Here is a 24,006-nt window from a genome sequence, read left to right on the forward strand (position 1 = left end):
CCCTGATTCCACAAGACCGTTGAGGTTAACAATCGCTAATGGAGTGATTTTTTTTCAAATGTGCCGCTCAAAAACACTATTTAATCGAAAAAAGCGCTTTATTGGTGAAAAATCCAACAGTTAAAAACCACTCTCAATACAAGTTCGCAACATTAGTAAAACCTGTTTCTTGCATTTTTACCCTGTATCACACTTTGCAACGTCGCCCTAAAACCATCGCGCCATGATCTATCACCAAAGCAGAAAACCAATTCAGCAAAAACGAACTGAAAACCGCTTTAATTGACCTCTCGCCAGTAGATGATTCTGTCATGACCACGGTAACGACCAAAAAATGCACTCGCACGGGGATCGGATAAGCTGGTTGGGGAGACCCCATTCCAGTTCCAATACCATTCTAACCAGGTTGGTACATCTAAAGGCGCGGTGACTTGGCCGCGATATAAGTTGCCGCTGGAGGTCACTGCTCGCCACAGCAAATCAAATTGCCCCGCTTGAAAAGCCGATGAAGCGCCCGAGCGATTAATGCTTTGTCCTGTGGTCAAATCGGGGTCAAAGTTATAGCCAAGGGCTGCATTATCCACCTGCGACCCTAGGCCATAGGTAGCAATGGTACAGCTATCATCGCCATTTAATACCCAATTAGCCCCATTCCAATATTCGGCTCGGGTCGGCATCCTCAGGATTTCAGTCTCGGGGCCATAGGTATTGTCCATCACCACCCGGCCATGGCGTAAGATCTGCGTGGTGATTTTCTTGGCATTGCAGTTGGTACAATTGCCCGTCGTTGCCGCATCCATATCAGGCGAGGCCACATAGCTGTAAAGTCCATTTGGCCGAGGATCGTTATCCATCAACTGCACGCCAATATCGAGCAGCTCGAAGGGACCGTCTTGATACAGATTCGTCGCCACATTCGGGGTCACTCGGCTCAAGTTAGCGCGGTAAGCGCCATCGACCGTCGCTACACCTTGAACCCAACTCGCCGCGTTGACGGGCAAGGCACTTAAGCGACTCTGTAAATCGATACCATTGTTATTGTTCTCTCCCACCAATTTGGCGGTCGCAAGGGAGAATGGTGGGAAATAGTTCTGCGTCACCGCGCCGCCGATATTTAAGGCTTTGAGACTCATCGACATTGGGAAGGGTTGATCCATATAGCTAAAACTGCCGCAGGCGGGTAAGACGGAAATATCGCCCACTAAAAATCTATCGGGCACAAAGCGGCCAATATTGGCTGAATAGCCAATCGGAATATTTAAGCTGCTGGCCACACCGAGATAGTTAGGGCTTGCCTGCGCCGCGATTTGGAATACCCCCACTTCGCTAATCGTCTGATTGGTGATGCTATTAAGGTTATTGGCTTGGATAGCATGACTATAGGATGCCACGCCTAATACGCCATCATGGCCGCCGCTGGCAATGTTTGGCGCCACGACCTTACTGGCCAGAGTCATGGCTTGGTCACTAAAATTAGGCGTAGATAAGTTGCCCGAACAAAAGTCCGTATCGCCGTCTTTCTCCCAAGCCATTGCTTGGACCGTCAAACCAAAATTCTGCCCCGCTTTACGGTAGGCATTACAGCTCATATCCGCACTCGGGCAATTGGCGCTGGCATCCATGGGTTTGACGCACAAGCCCGCAGGCACACTGACAAATTGATCCGAGCCTGTCATCACCAGGCCTTGCTCGTTGCCACTGCCGATATATTGGGCATCGAGTTGTAATTTGCCCGCATCGGGATAATTCACTGAAATGTTTGCCTGTCCGTTAGTATCAAACACCAAATTCAGCGCCGTAGGCGAGGCGCTTGAAGTGCCAATGGCCGTATTGTTGATAGTGACGGCTTTTGGCGAGATAGGCGCACTCGGGGTGTGATAACTGCTCCAGAAATTCAATATCTTGGTCTGGTCCTGAAAGCTTGGAACACACTGCTTTGTCACATCGGATTTTTTCACCGCTTTGACTAGCACCTCAACGGGCTTATTAGCCAATTTATCGGGCACATCGAAGACAAAACCACTGTCGGCGAAGGTAAGTGAACAGTTATTTTCACTCAAGCCCCCATTCCCGATACGGCAAAGAGTTTTACTTAAAGGTTTGGTTGTCGGGCTCGAACCTTTCACCCCCAAGGTCACAACGCCAGGGGTGTTACGTCTTAGCTGCAACTGAGTGCTGCCATTGCTAAAGCTCACCTGATTGCCGCCAATCCATATGCCTTCGGAGGCGGATTCGGGTAACAAGGTCGCCGCTAAAGGATCGGTAAAAAGCTGACTACAACTGGCGTTGGCGCAGGCTCGAATCGTCACAGTTTCGGGGTTACAAGTTAATCCCTGCCCCGTATGGTCAAACTCAAAATGATCGATTTGCGCGCCAACGGGATTAGACCTCAAGGCACAAATTTGAACGTTATCAATTTCATGGTTATTATTCGAGCCACCAGTTGACCCTGTAAGCGACAGCAAGAAATCACTCGGCGTCGCCGCTTGTCCTTGTTGATCTATGGCATTAAAAGCAGGGATTAAGGTGACAAACCCAGATCCGGTATTACGCTCAATCTTCACCATCGACTGGCCCGAGACCTGCGAGTCGATTGTGATTTTATATCTATGGGCAGGCGAGACATTATTGCCATCGACCGTGGGAGATAAACAGTTGCTACTGGTATTACTTTTGCCGTCATTACAGGTGCCCCGCAAATAATTATACCCTGATGTGCCTGCCCCAGAGCCACGTACGACAACCGACTGACGACGCTGACCAATACTGCCACCGCCCCCTTCACCGGAGAAGTTACCAAACTCATCGATCCCGATACCCAACCAACCGCCAGCAAAGCCATTGATACCGGGTTTAAAGCCATAACCTAAAGGCCCACCAAAAGCGCCTGGCTGGGGCGTGATGGCCGCATCTGATAACACCAACGCGATACCGTCGGCACCACTACCGCCATAGGCATAGTGATCAAACTGGATCTCAACTAAGTTATTGGCCGCGGGGAATAATCTTTGATAGGTCGAGGCCGTGGATTGATTGGATTTTGCCTCGGTTAAGCGCATACGACCACTGACAATAGCAGGGGTAAAAGTACCACTACTACGGGATACTACCCAGTCGTTACTTAAGGCACTCTGAGAGAAGTTATCGTTAAAGCACTCTAAAACGGGCGCAGGATTACAATTTGGAACAACATCAATCTTTGCAGCATTATCATCAAATTTAATACTACTGTTGCCACCTAAACTTATATTTCTTGCAGTAATAGCTCCTTCCAAATAAGAACTACCGTCTAGCACCGCATTTCCTTCTGCAACAACATAGGATTTAAGAGATGCCCCTCCATTGAGAGTGAAATTTGAATAGCTATAAATGAGAAATTTTTCAGCCTGGCCAATGGTGTTTAAGTTGTAATGTCTATAGTTATTCTTAATAAAAAATGACACAGTACCAGTTGATGGAAAGACCAGAGTTACACCGTCATTAATAGATAAAGTTTCAATCCAATATTGCCCTGCAGCCAGTTCGATCCGACCCGAAGTAGCTGTAAGGGACTTCATTTTATATATGCCACCTTCACTAACAAAACGAATTGTCTTATCAGAACCGCCCTCCAGTAAAATACGATTATATTCACCTTCAACGATATCAATTTTTGTATTATTCCATGTTGGAGGGCCGACATTTACAGCACTTGAAGACGAACATTGAGAGAAATCAATACGATTAGAAGGTAAACTGGCAATATAATTTCCTGCTCGGCACCAACGATAGGAGTTATTAGTCGTCAAGCATAAAGTATCAAGGTTGTATCCACCTTGAATATAGTTATATGTTGGTAAATAGCTATACCAAATGAGCGCATTATCAGGTGCATTATATAAATAAGAGCTATTGAAGGTAATTGAACCATTTCTACTGTAATTGTTTACACCTTCTATAAAGGTTGTAGTCCAATCAGCTTTCACCAGATGGGATGTGAATGCCATGATTATGGGCAAAAGAATTAATGGGAATTTGGCTATTATTTTGTTAAATATCATTTTTGATAGCTTAGTTGCCACGGGCTTCTACCTCTACTTGGCGGCTCACTCGGGTATCCCCACTCTCACATACCGCTTTGCTATTAATCCGAAACTGAGTGACAGTACCGACGGAATAGGATGCACAACTTAAATTCACGCTACAGGCATGAAACCCCACCACATTGGGTGGCGTCCAAGAGCTTGCAACACTGGTACATGTCGCCGTCGCATTAGCGGGGGCATTTAATGGGAATAATTGCGCCAGCGCCGCATCAGCACCGCTGTTCGCCGCCGCTAAGGCGCGAGTTCCCCACACTTCTTGAGTTAATCCGGTATCGGCATCTTCCACTATATTGATTAAGGCGGCGGCCAATAAAAACATCACGGTAATGACAAAAATACCGATGATTAAGGCGCTGCCACCTTGGCGGTGAGCCGCACACTGACGATATGCTGAGCGCGATAGGCTAAATAAGTTAGGGGACATTAATCACCTGCACTTGATGTCGATATTGAAATGTCTCGCCGTTGACATTAAATCGCGGTTGTAAATGCACCATTGCATTATTGACTAGACTGGATGGCGTTAATATCAGCGGTAAATCGGCACTGTCGTTCAATGCATTGGCCACATTCTGCGCCATTAACACTCCTGCGCTCATGCTGCTAGGCGTGGGTTGGCTGACATTCAACCCATAACCAGTATAACGCTTTAGGGTTAACTCATTGCTGGATGGTGATTTTTCAAAACAATAACTCACAGGGCTCGAACCAAAATAGATCCTTTGCCGCGGTGATGCCTCAGCAAATCTCGCATTGGCAGTGAAGGTCAAGGTTACTTGGTTTGCGGCGCTGCTAATGCTGTTAATCTGCGCGCGTTTTAGCTTAGTGCTGTCATAGACATCACGGTCGGTTAAGGGATAAACCCACACATACTGGTTAGCCGCAATCTTGCTGGTCACATTATCTAAAATCACAGTCCCCGTTAGGGCTGCGGCACTCGGCACAATCGGCATAGCTAAATAGGTGGTACTCGCCTCAATAGGGACAAATTCAACGCACTGATAGGTTAAGCCATTACCATTGAGCCGCACACTGTTAGGCACGGCGCTGCGCAGCTCACGAGTCATACGCTCGATGGCGAAACGACTCTGGCTTAGCACTTGATCGACCGAGCTTGACTCCACAAAAATCCGCGTGCCGAAAATAATAAAGCTACTTACACCCACCACCAGAATGCCTAAGATAAGGATCACAGTGACCATTTCGACCAAGGTAAAACCCCGTGAGGAGCGCGCTATGCGCTTTGCGGATAAAGCGCCCATTAGTAATTGCTCCTCACCAGATTGTAAGTGATCACTTCGTTATCTGGGGTAGTCACATTAATGGTCACTAACTTGGTATTGGGTGCAGAACCATAGGCGACAGAGACACTTAATTGATAGTTCGGATACACCTCTGCATAAGTTTGGCTGGAATTGAGCATAGTGGCGTTTTGAGTTAAGCCGTGATAGTCATCCACATCGTTAAAATCGTTACGCCCTTCGCCCTCATCCGGCCATTCCCACTCCGATGGCCCTAAATTGGTCACACTTGAGCAAGGTGCCCCTAATGGACTCCCGCAAGCAGGCACACCGCCATTGGCATTGGTATTTTGATCATAACGCTTACCCCAAATCTCATTCATCACCGAGTGGGCAAGTTCGGCACTCTTGACTCGATGCAAGGTCTTGGCAGCGCGATCCGCCTGCGGAAATAACATGCTACTGAGCATCACGATAGCAATGGCAATGACTAACATGCCAACCACTAATTCGATTAAGGTAAACCCCTGTTGTTTAGCTTTTGAGGATGCTTTTAGATATGTGCTTATCGAAAACAGCCGAGGATTAATTCGCATAAATATAGCCCTCGCTGGAGATATTAATCGCCACAGTATCATTGGCAATCACATTGATACATGGCCCATTACACGCAAGCGATGCTCGACCATTGATATCAAAATCAAGGTAAAAGCTCTTAGCATTGTTACTGATAAGCACTAACTGCGCGCCCCCCTGAAAAGCTTGGCTGGATAAAGGGTTAGGAGACAATGGCGAGCCCGTACAACCAGTGGTATTTCGACTGGCAAACTGACTCACTTGATAACCCGTCGCCGACACGACAACGCGGTAACATCTATCGGTATTATTCAAGGCTTTTTGCTGAACCTGGCGCAGCTCGGCCATAAATTCATTGCGCAGGCTAAAGGCGCTGTAGGATGACTGGCTAAATAAGCGCGGCAATACCGTCACCGATAGTATCCCAATCAGGATAATAGTGGTCACGAGTTCGACTAAGGTAAACCCAAACTGTCTGCCGCTGGAAAATCTACGCATTGTCCGCTTTGCCGTGATTCTAGGTTCTAGGTTCTAGGTTCTAGGTTCAGTTTCTGCCAACTTGGTTCTTAAGGCAAATATTTCGCCTAAACAAAAGAAATAATTAGCAAATTCATTTTATTACAGCCAACACTCCGATTGATTGCTGACCTAAAAAAAAGGCCTGCTAGGCAGGCCTTTTAATGGAAATATATCTAGCAACCAGATACAACAGTATTAACAGTGATAGGACCGTATGCATCTAGATTATTCACATATTGAACATAACATTGACCACCAGTAGCCGTCCCATCAGGAACAGTTTGTCCTTGAGGATAGAAATAAATGCTGTCAGTAGCTAACTCATATAACCACTCAGTTGTTGTACCACTATCAGCAGCATTAATATCTAATGCGTTCTCAAGAGAGCCTGTCCATACAGGCGTTGCATGGCCATAGTTAATCAAAACTGTTTTACCAGTTTCAACAGTTACAGTTGGGCCATCAGTTTCAGCCCCTGCTACGGTATTATTGCCCGCAATTAACGATTTTGAGTTAATTAAGGTATCAGCACCTTTAATAGCTGCCTCTAATCCTTTCACTGTTGAAGCACGAGCATCCGATTGTAGATTGATAAATTTAGGCGCTGCAGTAACAGCCAAAATGCCTAGGATAATAATTACGACCACTAATTCGATTAAGGTAAAACCACTTTGCTTTTTCATTTAAAACCCTTACTTAACAACCAGATGACTCAACATGATATTTAGGAGGATTACTAGAATCTGCCTGTTTGTATTCAACCCAACATTTTGCCGTATCTGAAGGTGTCAACTTTTTAGGATGAATAATCACAGGCGATGTAAGTGTCGTTGTGACAGTTGGCGCATCAACAATAGCCCACTCGTTAGTAGTATCTAAATCAAGGACTAACACCATATCAGCTGCTGCTTGCTTCAGATACCCATAAACACCGTTAACTTTAACATCGTCAGTCGCATCAGAATTACCCTTATCATCGATGATAATGCTAGATTCATCCTTACTCTCAACCCCCTGAATCGCCGCCTTAGAATAAACAAGCGAATTAGCACCTTGCAAAGACGCTTTGACACCATTCAAAGTAGATGCGTATGCATCAGATTGAAGATTAATAAACTTAGGCGCTGCTGTGACAGCAAGAATACCTAAAATAATAATAACTACGACTAACTCAATTAGGGTAAAACCTTGTTGTCTTTTCATCATTAACTACCTATGTAATAACAATTCTAAATACGTAAAATTCACGCTTAAATAATTAAGGCGTAAATGGTGTTTGAGTGAAACTTAATACTTTGCCCGTACCTGGGTTATACACCACCCCTTTAGCGCCCGTAGTGGATAAATCTGGCGCTGGCGTCGGTACACCTGTGGTTTGGTTTAGCACCAGTGAAGCCACTTGGTGATATACACACAGGTCTAAACCGCTTACGGATGTGCCATTAATCGCATTTGAGCTTCCGCCCGCACCATCGATAACGCGCACTGTATAACGTTGATTGCGCGCATCCTGCGAATAAAGCACGTTACGCGGTGCACTTTGCAACACAGTATTAAATACCTGCTGGCAGCTTGCATCGGTCATCGCCGTTGCATCGGTACCAGAGGTGCCCGTTGGATAACCAAAACGCGGGTCGAGGGACACTGAGGTACCGTCTAAGATCACACTGCTATTTTGGCGACCATCGACTTCCCATTGTGAACGCACAAAACTCACTGCGGTGGATAAACCACCCGCGACTCCGTCCACACTGGCATCTTCAGCATCATCGGTGACATTTAAAAAACGAGGGATCGCGGTTGCGGCCAACAGACCCAAAATTACGATCACAATGACCAGTTCAATCAATGAAAAACCATCTTGCTTAGTCTTCATTCGTCTCTCCCTATCTTGATGAAAGTCCATTCTAACAGCTAAATCAGTTTAAAAAAGCCCGTTACTTAACAATATTTTACGGAAACGTCAAAAAAATGACCCTGCCAGAGTTGAGCTGATAGCCGATACTGTCCCCATTTTGCGCGCGGTAACGGCAGCTATTATCCTTAGCAAAATACGAGCCGATAAGGGATTCGTCCCCCTGCTCCTGCCCCATTAATTGTTGCCACAATCGCTGACACGCTTGGTCATCCAACTGGCTAGGTTGTGGCCAACCCTGCGCATTCATCATCACAAAGGTTTGTTCATTATTTGTGCTTTGTTCGCTAAACACTTCCCAATCTAGTCGCATTTGCGGCGGTTTGCCAAGGGACAACCATTGAGAACGCACCATAGCCAACACGTTTAAGAAGCGCGTATGCTCTAACTCCACATTGCGGGCGGCCAGTTGTGGCATAGTCGCAAAATATTTAAATCCAATCACAGCGAGAATAATCAAGATCAAGGTCAGGCTAACGAGCCGCCCATACACACGTAATAGATCGCTTTCGGCCTTCTGTTGGCTCTGCATCTATTTGATCCTAATTGAGTTAAATTCTCGATTCGGCATTATTTCCCGCCTTTGACTACGTTGAGCATGTCCCACATCGGCAGGTAAATACCCAGCGCCAGCACCAATACAATCGCAGCCACAATTCCGATCAGAATCGGTTCTAACTTAGCGGTGAGATTTTTAAGATCGTAGTCGACCTCACCTTCGTAAAAATCGGCGGCATCATTTAATAGTTGGTCAATCTGTCCGGTTTCTTCGCCTACCGCGACCATTTGCAACACCAGTGGCGTAAACAATTTACTCTGGTTGGAAACCCTCAGCATAGATTCGCCAGACTCAATACCACGGCGCATCCCGACAATTTTGTCGTGCATATACGCATTATCCACCGCATCGGCCACCAAACTGAGCGCCTGCGTCATCGGCACACCCGCACTCAACATCATCGAAAAGCTGCGACAATAACGGGAGAGGGTCGAGCGCTCAATAATCGAGCCCACGGCGGGAATGTGTAACTTCCATTGGTCCCATTGTTTCTCGCCTTTTTCCGTATGGTGCCAGTAACGGATCCCAATAATGGTTCCAAGCAGTATAATCAGCATCAGGGGCCAGTAGTTTACAAACAGGTTTGATGTGCCGATTAACACCTTAGTCGCCCAAGGCAAGTCGGCACCGAAACGGGCAAACATCTCGGCGAATTTCGGGATCACCATGATATTTAAAATCACCATGGCCAGCGCGATAGCAATCAATACAAATATGGGATATCGCATCGCGGCTTTAATTCGGCGACGAGTTTCCTGCTCACGCTCGATATAGCCCGAGAGCTGAATAAAAGCGTCCTCTAACTTACCGGTGTTTTCACCCACATGCACCATAGAAACAAACAGAGAATCAAACACATCCGGATGTTGGTTCATAGCCGATGACAGTGGGCGCCCCGCAGTTAACTGCTCTGAAATATCATTCAGCGCATCTTTCATTCGTTGGGAGTGGGCGGTTTCGGATAAGCCTGCAATGGCGCGCAGGATAGGGATCCCCGAGCGCGTTAACGAGTACATTTGCCGGGTAAAGATTTGCAGTTCATCCAAGCCGACTTTGCGCTTAAACAACTGCGCCAAGGTAAAGGACTTAGCTTCTTTAGCGACTTTGACTTCTAACGGGATAATGCCGCGGGCTAACAGCATATCGGCCGCAGCGCCCTCGGAGGCAGCATCGAGCTGACCCGTTACGGCCTGACCTTGTCCACTGCGTCCACGGTATTGATAAACCGGCATAATTACGCCTCAACGCCTTGCTGACTGATAATATCCCGCGAGAGTGGTACTTGCGATTCACTCACGTCCTCAACAAGCTTAGCCACCTCTTCAATGGTCGTCATGCCCTCGCTCAAATATTGCAGTGCCGACTCGGCAAGCGGAGTAAAGTTAGGGCTTTGCAGGGCTGCACGGGCAAAATCCTGTGGGTTACCGGTACGCATCGCATCGATCATCTTTTCATCCAATTCGAGGATCTCAAAAATACCGATACGGCCGCGATAACCACTGCCGTTACAGCTTTGGCAACCAGTGCCAATGCGGAACTTAGCCGATGAAAAGTCCTGACGACTCACACTATTCAGCCAGGCTTTTTCCTGCACCGTAGGCTGATATTCCACCCCGCAGTTATGGCACACGCGGCGCACTAAGCGCTGGGCGATAATCACTCTTAGCGCACTCGCAACTAAATAACTAGCAGCGCCCATATCGAGCAAACGTAGCGCGCTGGTCACCGCATCGTTAGTGTGCAAGGTGGACAACACAAAGTGACCCGTAAGTGCGCCCCGAAGACCAATCTCCACCGTTTCTTGGTCACGCATCTCACCGACCATGATAATGTCCGGGTCTTGACGTAAAGTCGTGCGCAGCACGTTCGAAAAATCGAGTCCAATCTTATGGTTAACTTGAACTTGGTTGATCCTTGGCAATTGGTATTCGACCGGATCTTCTACCGTGATGATTTTGCGATCCGCAGTATTGAGCTCACTTAAGATGCCATACAAGGTGGTTGTTTTACCGCTACCCGTAGGCCCAGTCACCAGCAACATGCCGTGGGGACGTTTAATCTGCTTACGGATACGCGCCAAAATATGCGGCGGCATCCCTGTCTCGTTTAACGTCAGTAAGCCTGCGGATTGGTCGAGTAGACGCATTACCACAGATTCGCCGTGGTAGATCGGCATAGTCGACATACGCACGTCAATCTTGTGGCCCTTAATTTCCATATGGAAACGACCGTCCTGCGGCAGACGTTTTTCAGAAATATCTAGCCCAGCCATAAGCTTAAGGCGCAAGACTAAGGCCGCCGCGATATTGACCTCATTTAGAATGGTCTCGTGTAACTGGCCATCGATACGTTGGCGGATCCGCAGGGCTTTTTCGCCAGGCTCAATATGAATATCCGAGGCGCGCATTTGCACCGCATCTTCAAAAATCGACTGCAGCAGCTTAACGACTGTGGTTTCATTATCGCTATCGCTTGAGGTCAGGCTCGCCAGATCAAACATTTGATCTGCGGCATATTCCTCTTCGAGCTTACCGGCGATTTGCGCGATTTGGTCGGTGCGACGATACAGGTTATCGAAGGCTTGCAGTAATTGCTGTTCGGGGGCGACCGCAACACTGAGCTTTTTCGGTGCGATTAAAATTTCTAAATGGTCGAGCGCCTGCAAGTCCGCCGGGTCGCTCATGGCCACTAATACCGTATCACCCCGATCTTCCACCGCGAGGGCGCGAAAACGCCGCGCTTGCACCTCGGGGATAAGGTTCACCACTTCGGCGGGGATGGGGCGTTTGCTGATATCCAGCAGCGGCAGATTGAGCTGCTGCGACAAAAATTGCAATAGTTGGGTTTCGGTAATAGAGCGCAACTCAATCAGGGTGCGGCCGAGCTTATGCCCAGTCTTGCGCTGCTCTCCCAAAGCTTGTTGTAGCTGCTCTTCGGTAATAATCGATTCTTGAACTAACAGATCGCCCAAACGCATCTTTAATCTGGGTTTCATTGGCTATCTCCTAGTTGTTGTAAACGTTGTTCAATAAAAGCCGTGGCTTGGGTCGACAGGCCTGAATAACTTAAGGCGGTGCGATAGGCCTGACTGGCGGGACCAAATTGCTGCTGTGAATCGAGGGCATAGGCTAATCCCATCCACCATTTCCCCTGCTGCGGCTCCTGCTGCAATAACTTGCGGTAAGCCTGTTCAACTAACGGATATTGGCCTTGTTTTTGGGCCAAATCCGTTTGCGCTAACCACTTTTGCCTCGCCAAGCTATGGCTATCGGGGATTTGAGCAAGGCTAGCAAGAGCCGAATCTGTCTCGCCCATAGCATGTTGCACCCTTGCCAATAGCAAAGCAAATTCAAACTCTTGCGGATAAAGCAATCGTCCCTGCGCCAACACTTCGGCTGCTTGCGCCAGCTCACCTTGACCATAATGCAGCGCCGCCAGTTGTTTGCGCGACTCGTGCAAACTTGGATCGAGCTTGAGTGCTTTAGCGTAGTAATCCATCGCCTTAACCAGCTGCCCCTGCTTTTCGGCATCCGCCGCTAACACTAACTGCTTTTGCGCGAGTTGGCTTGGGGATAACTTCACTTCTCGAATCGCCATTTGCCCCGCTGACTGAGCCTGAGCCGAAGCTGGGCTTGAAGCTTGGCTCGAAGCTTGAGTCGCATCAGGCACGACTGACTCACTCGCCTTAGGCTCTGTTTGAGTTATTTTTACTTCGCTCTGATTTGCGTTAACGTCTGCTTGATTTGCTGTAGCGGTAACCTGTTGTGACTCACTTTGGGTCTGCGCCGACTCTTGGGTTAATACCGCTTTGTTAGCTGTATCGGTTGAGGAGTGTACCGCAATCGATTCGGTTGCCTGCTCACTTGTTGGCTCAACGGCCGCCGCGTTGACACGGGCAGATTGAGCCACACTTAGGGAAGATTCCGCTGACGCAGAGATCCCCTTTGCAGGAGCTGCTGTTGACGGCGGACTCACTTGTTCCATATCTGCTGTTGGCTCAGTTGGTGTCGTCGTTTCTGTTGACTTAGTCGTTTCTGTTTCCAGAGGACTCGTATCTATCTGTGGGCTGGCGTTATCCGGCTGAGTTTGCGCACTCGCTACAGGATTTACACTGTCATCCGCGACGCTCTTTACGCCGTAACTCGCCTGAAAGGCATATACCGATAAGCCGCCCACCAGCAGCGACACTAAGCTGATTACTAACCACTTGCGCGATGGATTGGGGCGCCCTAAATACTGCGCCTGATGCACAGCCACATTGCTAAGGGAATGGCCCTGCTGGCGCTTTTCGAGATCCTGCAGCATCTTGTTGATCACACTCATGCTACACCTCCCCACAACTGTTGCAGGTTAACGCCAGAGAGCAGTAATGCCCCAATTGCCGCTGCACATGCTATCAGTGCGATCGCCATATACGCTGGCCACCTTTGTGAGCCGCGACTGGCATCTTCGGTATCTTGTATCGCGCCCTTAATGTGGGCCATACGCACCTGAGTTGCGCCTTCGCCGAAACTGAGCATCAGGGCTTTATGGGCTAAAATGTTGATCAATCTTGGGATCCCACGAGATGCCTCGGCGATCTTACGGGTGAGTTTAGGGCCAAATAAGGCTTGTCCCGCATAACCTGCCACCGCTAAGCGGTAACGGATGTAGGCATCGGTTTCATCCCAGGTTAACGGCCGCAGACTGTAGCTAAAGGTGATGCGTTGCCGCAATTGTCTAAAGGCTTGGCGCTTTAATCGCTCATCCAATTCGGGCTGACCAAAGAGCACCACTTGCAATAACTTACGGCTTTCGGTTTCAAGATTGGTAAACAGTCGCAGCGCTTCGAGGCTCTCATCGGGCAAGGCCTGCGCTTCATCCAGCACTAATACGATGGCGTGACCATGGGCACTCAGAGCAAGTAATTGCTGCTGGATAAGTCCGGTAAGTTGCTGCTGATCGATTTCGCTGGTGTATTTTAATCCAAGTTCATTGGCCACCGCCCAGCGCAGCTCGGCGGGGGTGAGATAAGGATTAGGAAGATATGCACAATGGAAGCCCTGCGGCAGCTCATTAATCAACTTACGGCAGATTAAGGTTTTGCCCGTGCCCACTTCGCCAGTGACTTTGATAAAACCCTCTCCGGTTTGTAGGGCGGTCTGCAACACTTGCAGCGCCTCTACGTGCGGGGATAACCCGAAAAAAAATCCGGTATTAGGTGTTAACGAAAATGGCGTTTGACTGAGTCCAAAGTGCTTCAAATACATGGAAGCTTACTTATTTTCTGGATACCAACGGTCGAGTAAGGTCTTAGAACGCTCTAACTCGTTTTTCCAAGTATCCCCGCCCACAACGGTCGGTTTTAACATAATAATCAGCTCGGTTTTCTTCTTCTGCTTGCTGCGGTTTTTAAATAATTCGCCCACGAGCGGAATATCACCGAGCAGTGGCACTTGAGAAACCACTTCAGTATTTTCGCTCTTCATCAAACCACCGATCACCACCACATCGCCAGAAGCCGCGCGGATAACGGTATCGGATTCGCGGATCTCGCTCTGCGCCAGCGGCAGCTCTAAGGATTCACTGCTGACCTTAATGTCCTTGGTTTGTTCTTTAACATCGATAACGGAAGGATGCACATGGAGCAACACATTACCGTCTTTGTCGATTTGCGGCGTCACATCCAATGCGATGCCCGAGAAGAACGGCGTTAACTCTACCTGAGGCGTGGTCACAGGCGTAGTGCCCGCCACTGTGGTTGATGAAACGTCGGTGACAAAGTACTCGTCGGTACCGACCTTAATCACCGCCTTTTGGTTGTTCGATGCCGTCACCCTTGGGCTGGACAACACGTCCACATCGCCTTGGGTGTCGAGCAGGCTAATCATGGTATTGAAATCTGAGCCTTTAATACTTAAGGACGTCACGCCACCGAGGGAAGCGGTGATTTTATCACTCAAGCCTGCGCCCGCAGAGGTACCAAAATTAATATTGGTATTACCTACGTGGCCCAATACGTTATCCCACTGAATACCTTGCTGATAACCATCAGACAAAGTGACTTCGAGGATCTTCGCTTCGAGGATCACTTGGCGTTGCAGATGGCTCTCGGCGGAATTTAAAAAGGCACGTACCTGACGTAACTCATTAGGATAGGCACGAATAGTCACTAATCCCGCCTGTGGCGTCACCACCACCTGACGACCACCGCCAGTGTCACCAATAATGGCACTCAAGGTTTCTTTCAATTCACCCCAAAAATCGGTCTTAGTGCGCGAGCGAATAAAGGTGCCGTTAGTGCTATCACTGCTGTTATTGTTGCCGTAATTACCGTTGTTGGAATTGTTATTGTTGCTGTTATTGCCAAAATTGCCGTTGTTCGAATTGTTGTTATTGGAGTTATTGTTATTCGAGTTGTTATTGTCGGAGATCCGGCCAGAACTCACAGAGGTCAACGAGAGACCATCACGCTCCATGTATAAGTAATTTAAAGGGAAAGTCTCAGTCCGCATGCCCGCGGGGAACACGCGCAGGATGCGCCCTTCACGGCTCACCTCATAACCATAAATATCTTCCACCACTTGAATGGCTTCACTCAGTGTCACGCCTTTGAGTGACAATGAAATCGTGCCCTGCACATCGGGATGCACTGCCACACTAAAGGGAGTGCCCTGCACTAGGCTTGGGAAAAACACCCTTGCATCCACATCATGGGCAGACACATCGATACGACGCTCTGTTTCCATTGGCGGAGTTAATCCACCCATCATGGCATTGGCATTCAGCTCACGCTGCACCGCATCGGGCATAGTGGCCGGTGGTGGTGGCGTTGGCTGACTCGCGGTTTGCATCGAGGTGGCCAGCGCTTCTTTTGAAGCAACGGGCTGCGGTCTATCCGTGGTTTGGCAGGCCATAAGGCAAAGTGAGAGTAGAGGCGTAATATATTTAATGGCTGTCATCTGAGTGTTATTCCCTATCTCTCTATTATTGCTTGAAATAATGCTAATTTCCGTCCGTCAGACAAGGAGACCGACGAGGGGGTGATACGCACCACTTTGACCCCTTGAATGCTGTCTCCCACGGACACAATCTTATTGTTGATCACGGCATAGGCCGTGTTGCCCGAGCTGACAATGCTGTTAAGCACTAGGGCTTTGTTTTGGTTCTGAGTCACGGCGCCGGCGGCCGAGTAGCCTTTACCGGGCAAGGTCGGATCCCTTAAGGTTTCGGCCGATAAGTGGGCCGACAACCCCAATAATGCAATGAAAATATAAGGCTTATTTAGCGACACTGATAAAGTCCTTATTGATACTCAAGGTATAAAGCTCAATATCGATTTTCCCCTTAGGGTAATCGGCTACTTTATAGTCGAGTCGTTTCCAGTAAAGTTTGTCGGGCATAGCCTCTACCGCTTCAACAAAGCGCAGCACAGAAAAATAATCCCCCTCCAAGCTCATGCGTATTCCATGGCTGTAGAGATTCAGCTTTTTCTCTTCACCCACGGCAAGAAGTGGCACGGGCGTAACCGAGGTAAACTTAAGTAATTTAATACCTTGAACCTGCCCAAGCAGATTACCTAATAGCTCAGGCATATAATCGGCGGGCACCATATCCACCATCTGCTCATTGAGCTGAGCATCAATCTCTTGATTCTGTTGCTGCAACAAGTTTAAACGCTGACGATAGTCCTGATTAGGATCCATAGCCAATCGCTGCTGATATAAATCAATCTGTTGCGTCGAAATCTTGTTTTCTTGCTCTAACGCCTTCACTTGTTGCGCCGTCGAGTGCTGTTGTTTCCACAGCGACTCGATAGGCATATAGGCCGACATGGCGACCAGCACTAACACGGCGAGAGCGATAAGCCCGCGCTCACGCTGGCTGAGAACATCAAACTTTTGCGCTAACTGTTCAAATCGGGCTTTCATCGCGCCTGCTCCTCTGGGGTCTCACTCGTTAGCGTGAAAGCCAGCGGTTTATCCTCACCGCGATCCATGGTCATAGACGAAAAAGCCTGACCTTTTAAGGTGTTCGTTGTCTTTAACTTGCCCACCCATTGAGGAATGCTCTGCGGATGATCGGCAAAGCCTTCAAACATAAAGTGCTGCTCGTTAATCACAATATGGTTCAGCCAAACACTCGCATCGGCCACCATTGCTAAATCCTTCAGCACGGGCGCAAAGCCTCGGCTGGTGAGGGATGAGCGCAGTGCCAGCTCATTCATCAATAATTGTTTTAACTCGAGCTGCTGCGACTCTAGCTCGACGCGCGCGACTAACTCTGCATCGGGTTTACGGGCGGCGATTTGCGCTTCCAGTTCCGCTTTTTGCTGATTGAATTGCTGTTTTTGCGCCGAGGCTTGGCTTAGCGCCCGCTGAGACTCGGCCAATTGCCAATAGCTAAACGCCGCAAGTATGGCGCAGACCAGAACCAAGCCTAGGGTATAACTCATTAATTTCGAAAAGGTTAGGCTCTGCTTTGGGGGTAATAATGCCGCAGAATATAGATTGACTCTCGATTTTATCACTCGGCACCTCGTGAAAGTTCACAAAAGGCTAATCCCGCCATGCTCGCGCCCACGGCACGCTTATTAACGACATTAACGGCTTGGTTAAAGTTAGCCGATACCAACTTAGCCAAGGCATCCACTGCGCCGTCGGCAAATAATTCAATTGAGGCGACCGGAGGCTGACGCAATTGGCTTTCAAAGTAATCCATAGAACGCTGAATTTCTAGGCTTAAGTTATCCGCCAGTCCGTAGTTAAGCTCATCCACTTCGGCCTTATCCAGCTCGGTAAAACCGCGCACTCGGCGCTGCATATACAGCTGACCTTGCTTGACCACAGTCAGCAACAACTCTTGCCCTGAATGATGGCTCACGACTAATCTCGCCTGATTATCCTCATCAAACAGGTTAGTCATGGCTAATTCTTCGATGCTAATTCCTAGCACACTTAAACCTTGATCGCTGATGGCCTGCACCATAGCGCGCAACTTTTCTTTATCGACCACAACCACACTGAGCTTATTGCTCGGTAGAGGCGACTCAAAGTAATCCAAGTGAATTTGCGGCACAGGGATATTAACCATGTCTTTGATCGACCAGAGTAAAGCTTGGGATAATTCGTCACTATCGACATTCGGTTTATCGGCCACGAGCAACTGATAGCGGCCACTACCGAGAACTATTTGCAAAGATGCGTGGGGAAAGGCATTGGCAAGTTCGGCGAAGGCCTGTTGCCACAGATCCTGTTGCAGCTCATAGGAAACCCATTGTTCTGCAAGACTTTCAGTCGCGGAAGCATAGACCCACAGTTTATCGGCACAGACATAAACACCGAGCGCCGAGCCAGCCTGTTTGGCTCGCCAAAAGGCTAACCGAGCAAAAAGTCCTTTATCCATAAAAATGCCTGTCTTCCGATAAAGTTAAAGCTTGAGTCATAAGAGCGCGAATAACAAACGTCCAAAACTGAAATAAGGATAAAGCACATCACCTGTAAAATGTGAAACCCATCATATCCAGCGTCATAATTTTGGCACAGGCTAGTTTAGCCGCTAATCAGTGAATTATATAGAGAAATCCGACATTTCGGCCCTATTCTTCCACAGTGATCACATACGCAGAGGAAAAAATTCCCCGCTATTGCACCTCAATCGGCTCACTAAAATACATGCCCTGCGCCATACCCACACCGAGGATTTGTAGGGTTTGCCATTCTTCAAACACTTCAATTCCCTCGGCACAGACTTGCACTTCGGTGCGATATAAGCCACCGATAAGACTACGGATAAACAATTGATTTTCTGGGCGCAAATGAATGTGGCGCACAATCGACCTATGCAGTTTAATCATGTCGAAATGGCACTCGCGAATATAGTAAGTACCCACCACCTGCTGACCCACATGGTCGACACACAGTCGCGCGCCCATCTTACGGATCATATCCAGCTTAGGCTTAAGCTTATCTTGGTGTTGGATAACGATATCCTCGGACACCTCAAAAATCAGTTGTGGCGTCAGGTGGCGATATTCGAGCAGAGTGGTTTTAAGCCACTGGGTAAAGGCGCGGCTCATTAAGGTATCTAGGCTCAGGTTCACACTATAGACTTGATTTTTATGTTTTTCTTGCGACAACAAACCTAATACTCGCTCAATCATCTGCCGCTCAATCTGGGGCATCAAACCGCATTTGTTTGCCATGGGAATAAAGAGCGTCGCCCGCACTAACGCGCCCTGATTATCCCGCGCCCGGGTAAAGATTTCCTTGTGATGCTCAACGCCGTCGGAATCCATCACTGGCTGACTAAAAGGATAAAAACGCCGCTGAACCAAGGCATTCTCTAAGAAGCTGCGCCAACGCACCGAGCCTTTAGCAAACTCCTCATCAATCGCGCCCTTGTCGTACATAAACCAATTACTGTTACCTTGTAATTGCGCGGCGCGTAATGCCATATCGGCTTCATCAAGCAACTGATTAACATTATCCCCGGCGGTAAAGTAAGCACAGCCCAAATGATAAAAGTTGTCTTGATTCTCCACATCGTCGGGCAAAGGTTGGCTCAAACAGACTTTGAGTAATTTACTGGCGAGCTGATCGGCCTCAATCAAAGACACATGGGGTACGACAATCGCAAATTGATTATGGGAGCGGCGTGCAAAGATACTGTTGGGTAAGGTCTGCAAAATAGAATTAATGCTGTTAACTGTCGCATGGAGCAACTCCTTAACCGCGCTCTCCCCTTTGGCTTGTTGCAGTAAATCGAGGTCGTCCATCTCCAACAGATAAATCACGCCGTGGGCCACCATGCCTTGGTCATGACTCAAGGCGTCGAGGCGGTTGTTTAAAAACAACCGATTACCGATACGGGTTTGCGCATCTAAAAAAGTGTTGGAGCGAATAAACTTATCGAAACGGCCGCGCTCTTTATGGGCATCCTGCAACTCTTCGAGCAGCTTAGTTAAGGCTCGGTTGATGAGCCTAGGTTTACCATTGCCCGGCGTTGCGAGGGCTTGCTCGTGTTTACCTTGCAAAATCAATCGGCTACGCTGAGCAAGCTCTTCAATACCATCTAGCTGCTGCGAAAACCACACATGGCCAAAACGCACCAGCGCAATCACCGCCAGTAAGCCCACGCCTAAAATAAGCAATTCATACCAACTGACGCTGTAATGCTCGAAGGGTTGTGGCAGCGTGAGGGTCATATTCAATCCCGACTGGGGATCGAGCAAATGGGTATAGACCATGGCATTTTGTGTTTGCACGTTGCCCTGATAGGCGAAGAGCACTTCGCTCTTCATGGTCAAACGGAATTCGACGGCGTTGTACGCCAGCAGCATAGGTGGCAACCAAGACTCTAACTCCCAATCGGGTTGAGTTTGGTAATGTTCAATCAAAAGGGATTCCAGCTCAGTCACTTTTTGCTGTTGAAACTTATAGGTCAACTGCACAAAGCTCATCATGGCGCTGAGTAAAAAGACAAAGGCGATAGCGGCCAAGGACATTAACCAAAAACTGGTTAATTTTGTAGTTAACATTCGAGTGAATTTCATCGAGCCGCTATCCTGCAGGATTATTATAATTATCGGTGCACTCTTAACACGAGTTAAACAAATGCTACTCAAGATTATTCAGTAGCATAAGCCAAAAGGCAACCAAGGATTGGTTTTCAACGCCGCTCAAAGCATTCACATGGCAGAATTTTTATCCCGAGTAAAAACAAAAAAGAGGCTAATTAGCCTCTTTTGGGTTTTAGTCGAACTCGCTCTTAATCGGCGTAGTGTGGCAGCGTAGTGATTGCCGCAACACCCGAATCAATCGCAGCCTGCGCGACAGCGCGGGCAACGCGAGGTAATAAACGTGGGTCCATAGGTTTTGGTAGCACATATTCAGGACCAAAACTTAATGAACTCACCTTTGGATAAGCCTTAAGCACGCTCGCTGGGACTTCTTCTTTGGCTAAGCCAGCAATCGCATGTACTGCAGCCACTTTCATTTCATCGTTAATGCAAGATGCACGCACATCCAAGGCACCACGGAAAATGAATGGGAAACATAGTACGTTGTTCACTTGGTTTGGATAATCACTGCGACCAGTACCCATGATTAAATCGCTGCGCGTCGCGTGGGCAAGCTCTGGTTTGATTTCAGGATCAGGGTTTGAACAGGCAAAAATCACTGGTTTATCCGCCATCATGGCCACTTCTTCAGCGCCAATCACGTTCGGGCCAGATAAACCTAAGAATACGTCGGCACCTTTAATCACATCTTGCAAAGTGCGCTTGTCAGTATCGTTTGCAAACAAGGCTTTGTATTCATTCAGATCGGTACGACCCGTATGGATAACACCTTTGGTATCTAACATGTAGATGTTGGCGCGGTTTGCACCACATTTTACCAGCATGGTCATACAGGCGATCGCAGCAGCGCCAGCACCCATACACACAAAGGTCGCATCGCTGATCAGTTTGCCTTGGATTTCTAAGGCGTTGATCATACCCGCAGCCGTCACAATCGCAGTGCCGTGCTGGTCATCATGGAACACAGGCACATTACAACGCTCAATTAATTCGCGCTCGATAACAAAGCACTCTGGCGCCTTGATGTCTTCGAGGTTAATACCACCAAAGGTGCCAGCGATAGCCGCAACAGTGTTAATAAACTCTTCAGTGGTGTTGTGGGTCACTTCGATATCGGTCGAGTCGATATTCGCAAAGTGTTTAAACAACAGAGCCTTACCTTCCATCACCGGTTTTGACGCCAATGGGCCTAAATTACCTAACCCCAGAATCGCCGTGCCGTTGGTGATAACAGCGACAGTGTTACCTTTGTTGGTATAACGATAGGCATTGTCAGGATTAGCAGCAATTTCACGTACCGGTTCAGCTACACCTGGGCTGTAGGCTAGCGCGAGGTCATGGCTGGTTTCAGCAGGTTTAGTGAGGCAGACTGCGGTTTTACCGGGAACGGGGAATTCATGATAATCGAGTGCTTGTTGACGAATATCTGACATTTTAACATCCTGAAATGCGACATTTATAAGTATGGAAGTAAGGCCGACCACCCCAAGATCACCTCATTTACGGGCGATTTAAACAGTGTGGCAGGTCGGGGTAAGATACGCCAATTGGGTTAATTTTTAAATAAGATATTGAGAAATTTCGCCTTTGCGACAGATTTATCTCTCTAAGCCAAGTTTTATAAACTTATCTCTGCCAATAAAGGATGATTATCTGTTTAAATTTGTAGGAAACAAACGAACATAACCCACTAAAGCAATGAAAAAATGCCTAATAAAGCCAAAAATGTTGATTAAATTACAATAGAGATAGCTAACTGCGTTATCTTATAGTTAATTGCTATAAATAAGTCGATTTAGGCGGCTTTAGCCTACTATTAAGTGACTTTGATGCTTTTTTAAGTGAAGTCGTACCAGAAAGGCAGAAGAGTAGCGATTTTGTGCCAGCAGGCCAGAAAGCAAAAAGGCGCCATAGGCGCCTTTTTTAGAAACATTGCTTACGCAATTATTTCTTGCCAAGCATACCGAAACGCTTGTTGAACTTGTCGATACGACCGCCTGTATCAACAACTTTTTGTGTACCTGTGTAGAATGGGTGACATGCACCACAAACGTCTAAGTGCAGGTCTTTACCAGCAGTAGAGTTTACTTTGATTACGTTGCCACAAGTACAGTTTGCAGTGATTACTGCATATTCTGGGTGGATACCTGGTTTCATTGGGATTACCTCAAATGTAAGGCCATGTCGCTCTTCCAACCCGAAGTCGGACACCACATGCAGTTAATAACGATATGTTAGGGCGCAGAATAGTACAGTATCACCTACGCGGATACAAGTAGATTATCTGAGCATTTTCACGATAATCTACTTGCTCGCGAACATTTATCTGCCCGCCTCTCTATCTTCGAAACTTGTCTTAGCCGCCTGCGCTTCGGGATAACGGGCAAGTATCTCAGCCGATGGACAATAAAGCGTGGCATCTTTCTTCAGCGCGTTAATCCGATTCTTCGAAAATGCCTTAGGGTTTGCATCGTGGATCGCCAGCATGGCGCCATAGACACTTACTTTCCATTCAGGGGCATAGCGATTGGCAATACGCCATAACGTCTCGTTGTGATAATCCAACAGACACTCACCCGAGTTTGTTGACTGAGAATTTGTCGAACTTACCGTATTAACCTCGGTTGCAGTTGCTTCGCCAGCCTTAACTTCGGGCGCATCAATCGCAGCTTTGCTTTTATCCACTCTTGGCAGATCAGCAGACGCTTGTGCAACCGCCGGCTCACTCGCGATTCCTGTTGTCGACGGTTCAGGTGTAGACATCTCAGCTTTAGCTGCTTCAGTTTTAGATGGCTCAGATTTAGCCACTTCAGCTTTAGCAGATGCCACTACCGACGAACTCGAGCTGGAGGATGCTTTCGCCTCAGGCTTATCCTCTGGGAAGGTAAATCCAGAAGCGCGGGGCGCTGCAACGTTTGCCGTCACAGCCGCCACAATAACGGGCGCAACATCTGCTTCAGCGGTGACTAAATTCACCTCTTGCACAACCTTAGTTGATTTAACTGTGGTTTTGTCACTTTTAGCAGAGCTTGCCGCCAACTGACTAGTTTCGGCTTTGGCTGCTTTGCTTGATTTAACAACCGCGGTTTTTGCTTGCGATACTGAAGACGTCGCAGAGGAAGTATTATCAAACAGCGGCAGATTTTTCACTTCATACCAGCGATCGACTCGATATTCACGAACTAACAAGCGTGCCTTAGGATCAGTGACATCCTCAACTCCCGTCAGCAATATCAAAAAACGATTAAGCTGCTCAGCCATCAGCTTTTCTTCACCGCTGGACTGATGCAACACAAACTCAAGCCGCGTCATATCCTGATTATCACTGATCACATTCACGCGCATTTTGGGATAGGCGCCCAATTCAAACATCCGATTGTTGATGCTGACATGGGAAACCTGTGCCTGCACAGCAGCACTGCATACTAAGGCAAAGAGTCCTAATGATTTCGCTATTTTAGTCATTTACTTACTCTCAACTATCCTTGGATAAACTGTCATTAGGACTAGCCCTTGCTAGCCGCGCTGAGTACACTAAACCTCATTTCCCT

The 24,006-nt window shown here is 47.9% G+C and carries 22 protein-coding genes; all 22 read right to left on the bottom strand.

Annotated elements, in window-relative coordinates:
* Window positions 1-278: 278 nt before the first annotated feature.
* The gene (locus N7386_RS18860) at window positions 279-4,040 is read right to left on the bottom strand and encodes a DUF6701 domain-containing protein (RefSeq protein WP_279770330.1); all 3,762 of its coding nucleotides are present in this window, start codon (window positions 4,038-4,040) and stop codon (window positions 279-281) included.
* Window positions 4,041-4,050: 10 nt separating this feature from the next.
* Window positions 4,051-4,509 carry an MSHA biogenesis protein MshP gene (locus N7386_RS18865; protein WP_279770332.1) on the bottom strand — a complete coding sequence of 153 codons (459 nt, stop codon included), beginning with the start codon at window positions 4,507-4,509 and terminating at the stop codon, window positions 4,051-4,053.
* The gene (locus tag N7386_RS18870; protein ID WP_279770333.1) at window positions 4,499-5,347 is read right to left on the bottom strand and encodes a type II secretion system protein; all 849 of its coding nucleotides are present in this window, start codon (window positions 5,345-5,347) and stop codon (window positions 4,499-4,501) included. The genes N7386_RS18865 and N7386_RS18870 overlap by 11 nt, the downstream gene beginning before the upstream one ends.
* On the bottom strand, window positions 5,347-5,922 hold the full coding sequence (locus tag N7386_RS18875; RefSeq protein WP_279770335.1) for a type II secretion system protein: 576 nt from the start codon (window positions 5,920-5,922) through the stop codon (window positions 5,347-5,349). Before N7386_RS18875 ends, N7386_RS18870 begins: the two co-directional genes overlap by 1 nt.
* Entirely contained in the window at window positions 5,912-6,400 is a 489-nt protein-coding gene (locus N7386_RS18880) for a prepilin-type N-terminal cleavage/methylation domain-containing protein (RefSeq protein WP_279770337.1), read from the bottom strand. The genes N7386_RS18875 and N7386_RS18880 overlap by 11 nt, the downstream gene beginning before the upstream one ends.
* A gap of 194 nt (window positions 6,401-6,594) precedes the next feature.
* On the bottom strand, window positions 6,595-7,104 hold the full coding sequence (locus N7386_RS18885; RefSeq protein WP_279770339.1) for a prepilin-type N-terminal cleavage/methylation domain-containing protein: 510 nt from the start codon (window positions 7,102-7,104) through the stop codon (window positions 6,595-6,597).
* Window positions 7,105-7,117: 13 nt separating this feature from the next.
* The gene (locus N7386_RS18890; RefSeq protein WP_279770341.1) at window positions 7,118-7,627 is read right to left on the bottom strand and encodes a type II secretion system protein; all 510 of its coding nucleotides are present in this window, start codon (window positions 7,625-7,627) and stop codon (window positions 7,118-7,120) included.
* Window positions 7,628-7,679: 52 nt separating this feature from the next.
* Window positions 7,680-8,297: a prepilin-type N-terminal cleavage/methylation domain-containing protein gene (locus N7386_RS18895; protein ID WP_279770342.1), complete on the bottom strand. Its 618-nt coding sequence runs from the start codon at window positions 8,295-8,297 to the stop codon at window positions 7,680-7,682.
* Between the two features lie 76 nt (window positions 8,298-8,373).
* A complete protein-coding gene (locus N7386_RS18900) occupies window positions 8,374-8,868 on the bottom strand; it encodes an MSHA biogenesis protein MshF (protein WP_089066853.1) in 495 nt (164 codons plus the stop codon).
* A 38-nt stretch (window positions 8,869-8,906) separates the two neighbouring features.
* Complete coding sequence (locus N7386_RS18905; protein ID WP_089066852.1) at window positions 8,907-10,127, bottom strand: type II secretion system F family protein; 1,221 nt, start codon at window positions 10,125-10,127, stop codon at window positions 8,907-8,909.
* A gap of 2 nt (window positions 10,128-10,129) precedes the next feature.
* Complete coding sequence (locus N7386_RS18910) at window positions 10,130-11,890, bottom strand: GspE/PulE family protein (RefSeq protein WP_279770345.1); 1,761 nt, start codon at window positions 11,888-11,890, stop codon at window positions 10,130-10,132.
* Window positions 11,887-13,218: a tetratricopeptide repeat protein gene (locus N7386_RS18915; RefSeq protein ID WP_279770347.1), complete on the bottom strand. Its 1,332-nt coding sequence runs from the start codon at window positions 13,216-13,218 to the stop codon at window positions 11,887-11,889. Before N7386_RS18915 ends, N7386_RS18910 begins: the two co-directional genes overlap by 4 nt.
* A complete protein-coding gene (locus N7386_RS18920) occupies window positions 13,215-14,144 on the bottom strand; it encodes an AAA family ATPase (protein WP_086902244.1) in 930 nt (309 codons plus the stop codon). Before N7386_RS18920 ends, N7386_RS18915 begins: the two co-directional genes overlap by 4 nt.
* 6 nt (window positions 14,145-14,150) lie before the next feature.
* Window positions 14,151-15,836, bottom strand: a complete 1,686-nt coding sequence (gene mshL, locus N7386_RS18925) for a pilus (MSHA type) biogenesis protein MshL (RefSeq protein WP_011624217.1) — start codon at window positions 15,834-15,836, stop codon at window positions 14,151-14,153.
* Between the two features lie 14 nt (window positions 15,837-15,850).
* The gene (locus tag N7386_RS18930) at window positions 15,851-16,168 is read right to left on the bottom strand and encodes an MSHA biogenesis protein MshK (protein ID WP_279770350.1); all 318 of its coding nucleotides are present in this window, start codon (window positions 16,166-16,168) and stop codon (window positions 15,851-15,853) included.
* Entirely contained in the window at window positions 16,155-16,805 is a 651-nt protein-coding gene (locus N7386_RS18935; RefSeq protein WP_279770353.1) for an MSHA biogenesis protein MshJ, read from the bottom strand. Before N7386_RS18935 ends, N7386_RS18930 begins: the two co-directional genes overlap by 14 nt.
* Window positions 16,802-17,404, bottom strand: a complete 603-nt coding sequence (locus N7386_RS18940; protein ID WP_279770355.1) for a PilN domain-containing protein — start codon at window positions 17,402-17,404, stop codon at window positions 16,802-16,804. The genes N7386_RS18935 and N7386_RS18940 overlap by 4 nt, the downstream gene beginning before the upstream one ends.
* Entirely contained in the window at window positions 17,401-18,279 is an 879-nt protein-coding gene (locus N7386_RS18945) for an MSHA biogenesis protein MshI (RefSeq protein WP_279770357.1), read from the bottom strand. The genes N7386_RS18940 and N7386_RS18945 overlap by 4 nt, the downstream gene beginning before the upstream one ends.
* A gap of 238 nt (window positions 18,280-18,517) precedes the next feature.
* Window positions 18,518-20,428: an RNase E specificity factor CsrD gene (gene csrD, locus N7386_RS18950; protein ID WP_126512037.1), complete on the bottom strand. Its 1,911-nt coding sequence runs from the start codon at window positions 20,426-20,428 to the stop codon at window positions 18,518-18,520.
* Between the two features lie 215 nt (window positions 20,429-20,643).
* A complete protein-coding gene (locus tag N7386_RS18955; protein WP_011624983.1) occupies window positions 20,644-21,888 on the bottom strand; it encodes a malic enzyme-like NAD(P)-binding protein in 1,245 nt (414 codons plus the stop codon).
* 511 nt (window positions 21,889-22,399) lie between these two features.
* Window positions 22,400-22,612 (bottom strand): 50S ribosomal protein L31, encoded by a 213-nt coding sequence (gene rpmE / locus N7386_RS18960; protein ID WP_011624224.1) that lies wholly within the window; start codon window positions 22,610-22,612, stop codon window positions 22,400-22,402.
* 165 nt (window positions 22,613-22,777) lie between these two features.
* A complete protein-coding gene (locus tag N7386_RS18965; RefSeq protein ID WP_279770360.1) occupies window positions 22,778-23,920 on the bottom strand; it encodes a FimV/HubP family polar landmark protein in 1,143 nt (380 codons plus the stop codon).
* Window positions 23,921-24,006 lie beyond the last annotated feature (86 nt).

The sequence above is a fragment of the Shewanella sp. GD04112 genome (assembly GCF_029835735.1).
Taxonomy (GTDB): Bacteria; Pseudomonadota; Gammaproteobacteria; order Enterobacterales; family Shewanellaceae; genus Shewanella.

Coding starts and splice junctions, on each gene's coding strand:
- N7386_RS18955 (WP_011624983.1), bottom strand. CDS start 21,888: ATGTCAGATATTCGTCAACAAGCACTCGATTATCATGAATTCCCCGTT.
- N7386_RS18890 (WP_279770341.1), bottom strand. CDS start 7,627: ATGATGAAAAGACAACAAGGTTTTACCCTAATTGAGTTAGTCGTAGTT.
- rpmE (WP_011624224.1), bottom strand. CDS start 22,612: ATGAAACCAGGTATCCACCCAGAATATGCAGTAATCACTGCAAACTGT.
- N7386_RS18935 (WP_279770353.1), bottom strand. CDS start 16,805: ATGAAAGCCCGATTTGAACAGTTAGCGCAAAAGTTTGATGTTCTCAGC.
- csrD (WP_126512037.1), bottom strand. CDS start 20,428: ATGAAATTCACTCGAATGTTAACTACAAAATTAACCAGTTTTTGGTTA.
- N7386_RS18895 (WP_279770342.1), bottom strand. CDS start 8,297: ATGAAGACTAAGCAAGATGGTTTTTCATTGATTGAACTGGTCATTGTG.
- N7386_RS18900 (WP_089066853.1), bottom strand. CDS start 8,868: ATGCAGAGCCAACAGAAGGCCGAAAGCGATCTATTACGTGTGTATGGG.
- N7386_RS18905 (WP_089066852.1), bottom strand. CDS start 10,127: ATGCCGGTTTATCAATACCGTGGACGCAGTGGACAAGGTCAGGCCGTA.
- N7386_RS18965 (WP_279770360.1), bottom strand. CDS start 23,920: ATGACTAAAATAGCGAAATCATTAGGACTCTTTGCCTTAGTATGCAGT.
- N7386_RS18945 (WP_279770357.1), bottom strand. CDS start 18,279: ATGGATAAAGGACTTTTTGCTCGGTTAGCCTTTTGGCGAGCCAAACAG.
- N7386_RS18885 (WP_279770339.1), bottom strand. CDS start 7,104: ATGAAAAAGCAAAGTGGTTTTACCTTAATCGAATTAGTGGTCGTAATT.
- N7386_RS18915 (WP_279770347.1), bottom strand. CDS start 13,218: ATGAGTGTGATCAACAAGATGCTGCAGGATCTCGAAAAGCGCCAGCAG.
- mshL (WP_011624217.1), bottom strand. CDS start 15,836: ATGACAGCCATTAAATATATTACGCCTCTACTCTCACTTTGCCTTATG.
- N7386_RS18875 (WP_279770335.1), bottom strand. CDS start 5,922: ATGCGAATTAATCCTCGGCTGTTTTCGATAAGCACATATCTAAAAGCA.
- N7386_RS18880 (WP_279770337.1), bottom strand. CDS start 6,400: ATGCGTAGATTTTCCAGCGGCAGACAGTTTGGGTTTACCTTAGTCGAA.
- N7386_RS18865 (WP_279770332.1), bottom strand. CDS start 4,509: ATGTCCCCTAACTTATTTAGCCTATCGCGCTCAGCATATCGTCAGTGT.
- N7386_RS18860 (WP_279770330.1), bottom strand. CDS start 4,040: ATGATATTTAACAAAATAATAGCCAAATTCCCATTAATTCTTTTGCCC.
- N7386_RS18920 (WP_086902244.1), bottom strand. CDS start 14,144: ATGTATTTGAAGCACTTTGGACTCAGTCAAACGCCATTTTCGTTAACA.
- N7386_RS18910 (WP_279770345.1), bottom strand. CDS start 11,890: ATGAAACCCAGATTAAAGATGCGTTTGGGCGATCTGTTAGTTCAAGAA.
- N7386_RS18870 (WP_279770333.1), bottom strand. CDS start 5,347: ATGGGCGCTTTATCCGCAAAGCGCATAGCGCGCTCCTCACGGGGTTTT.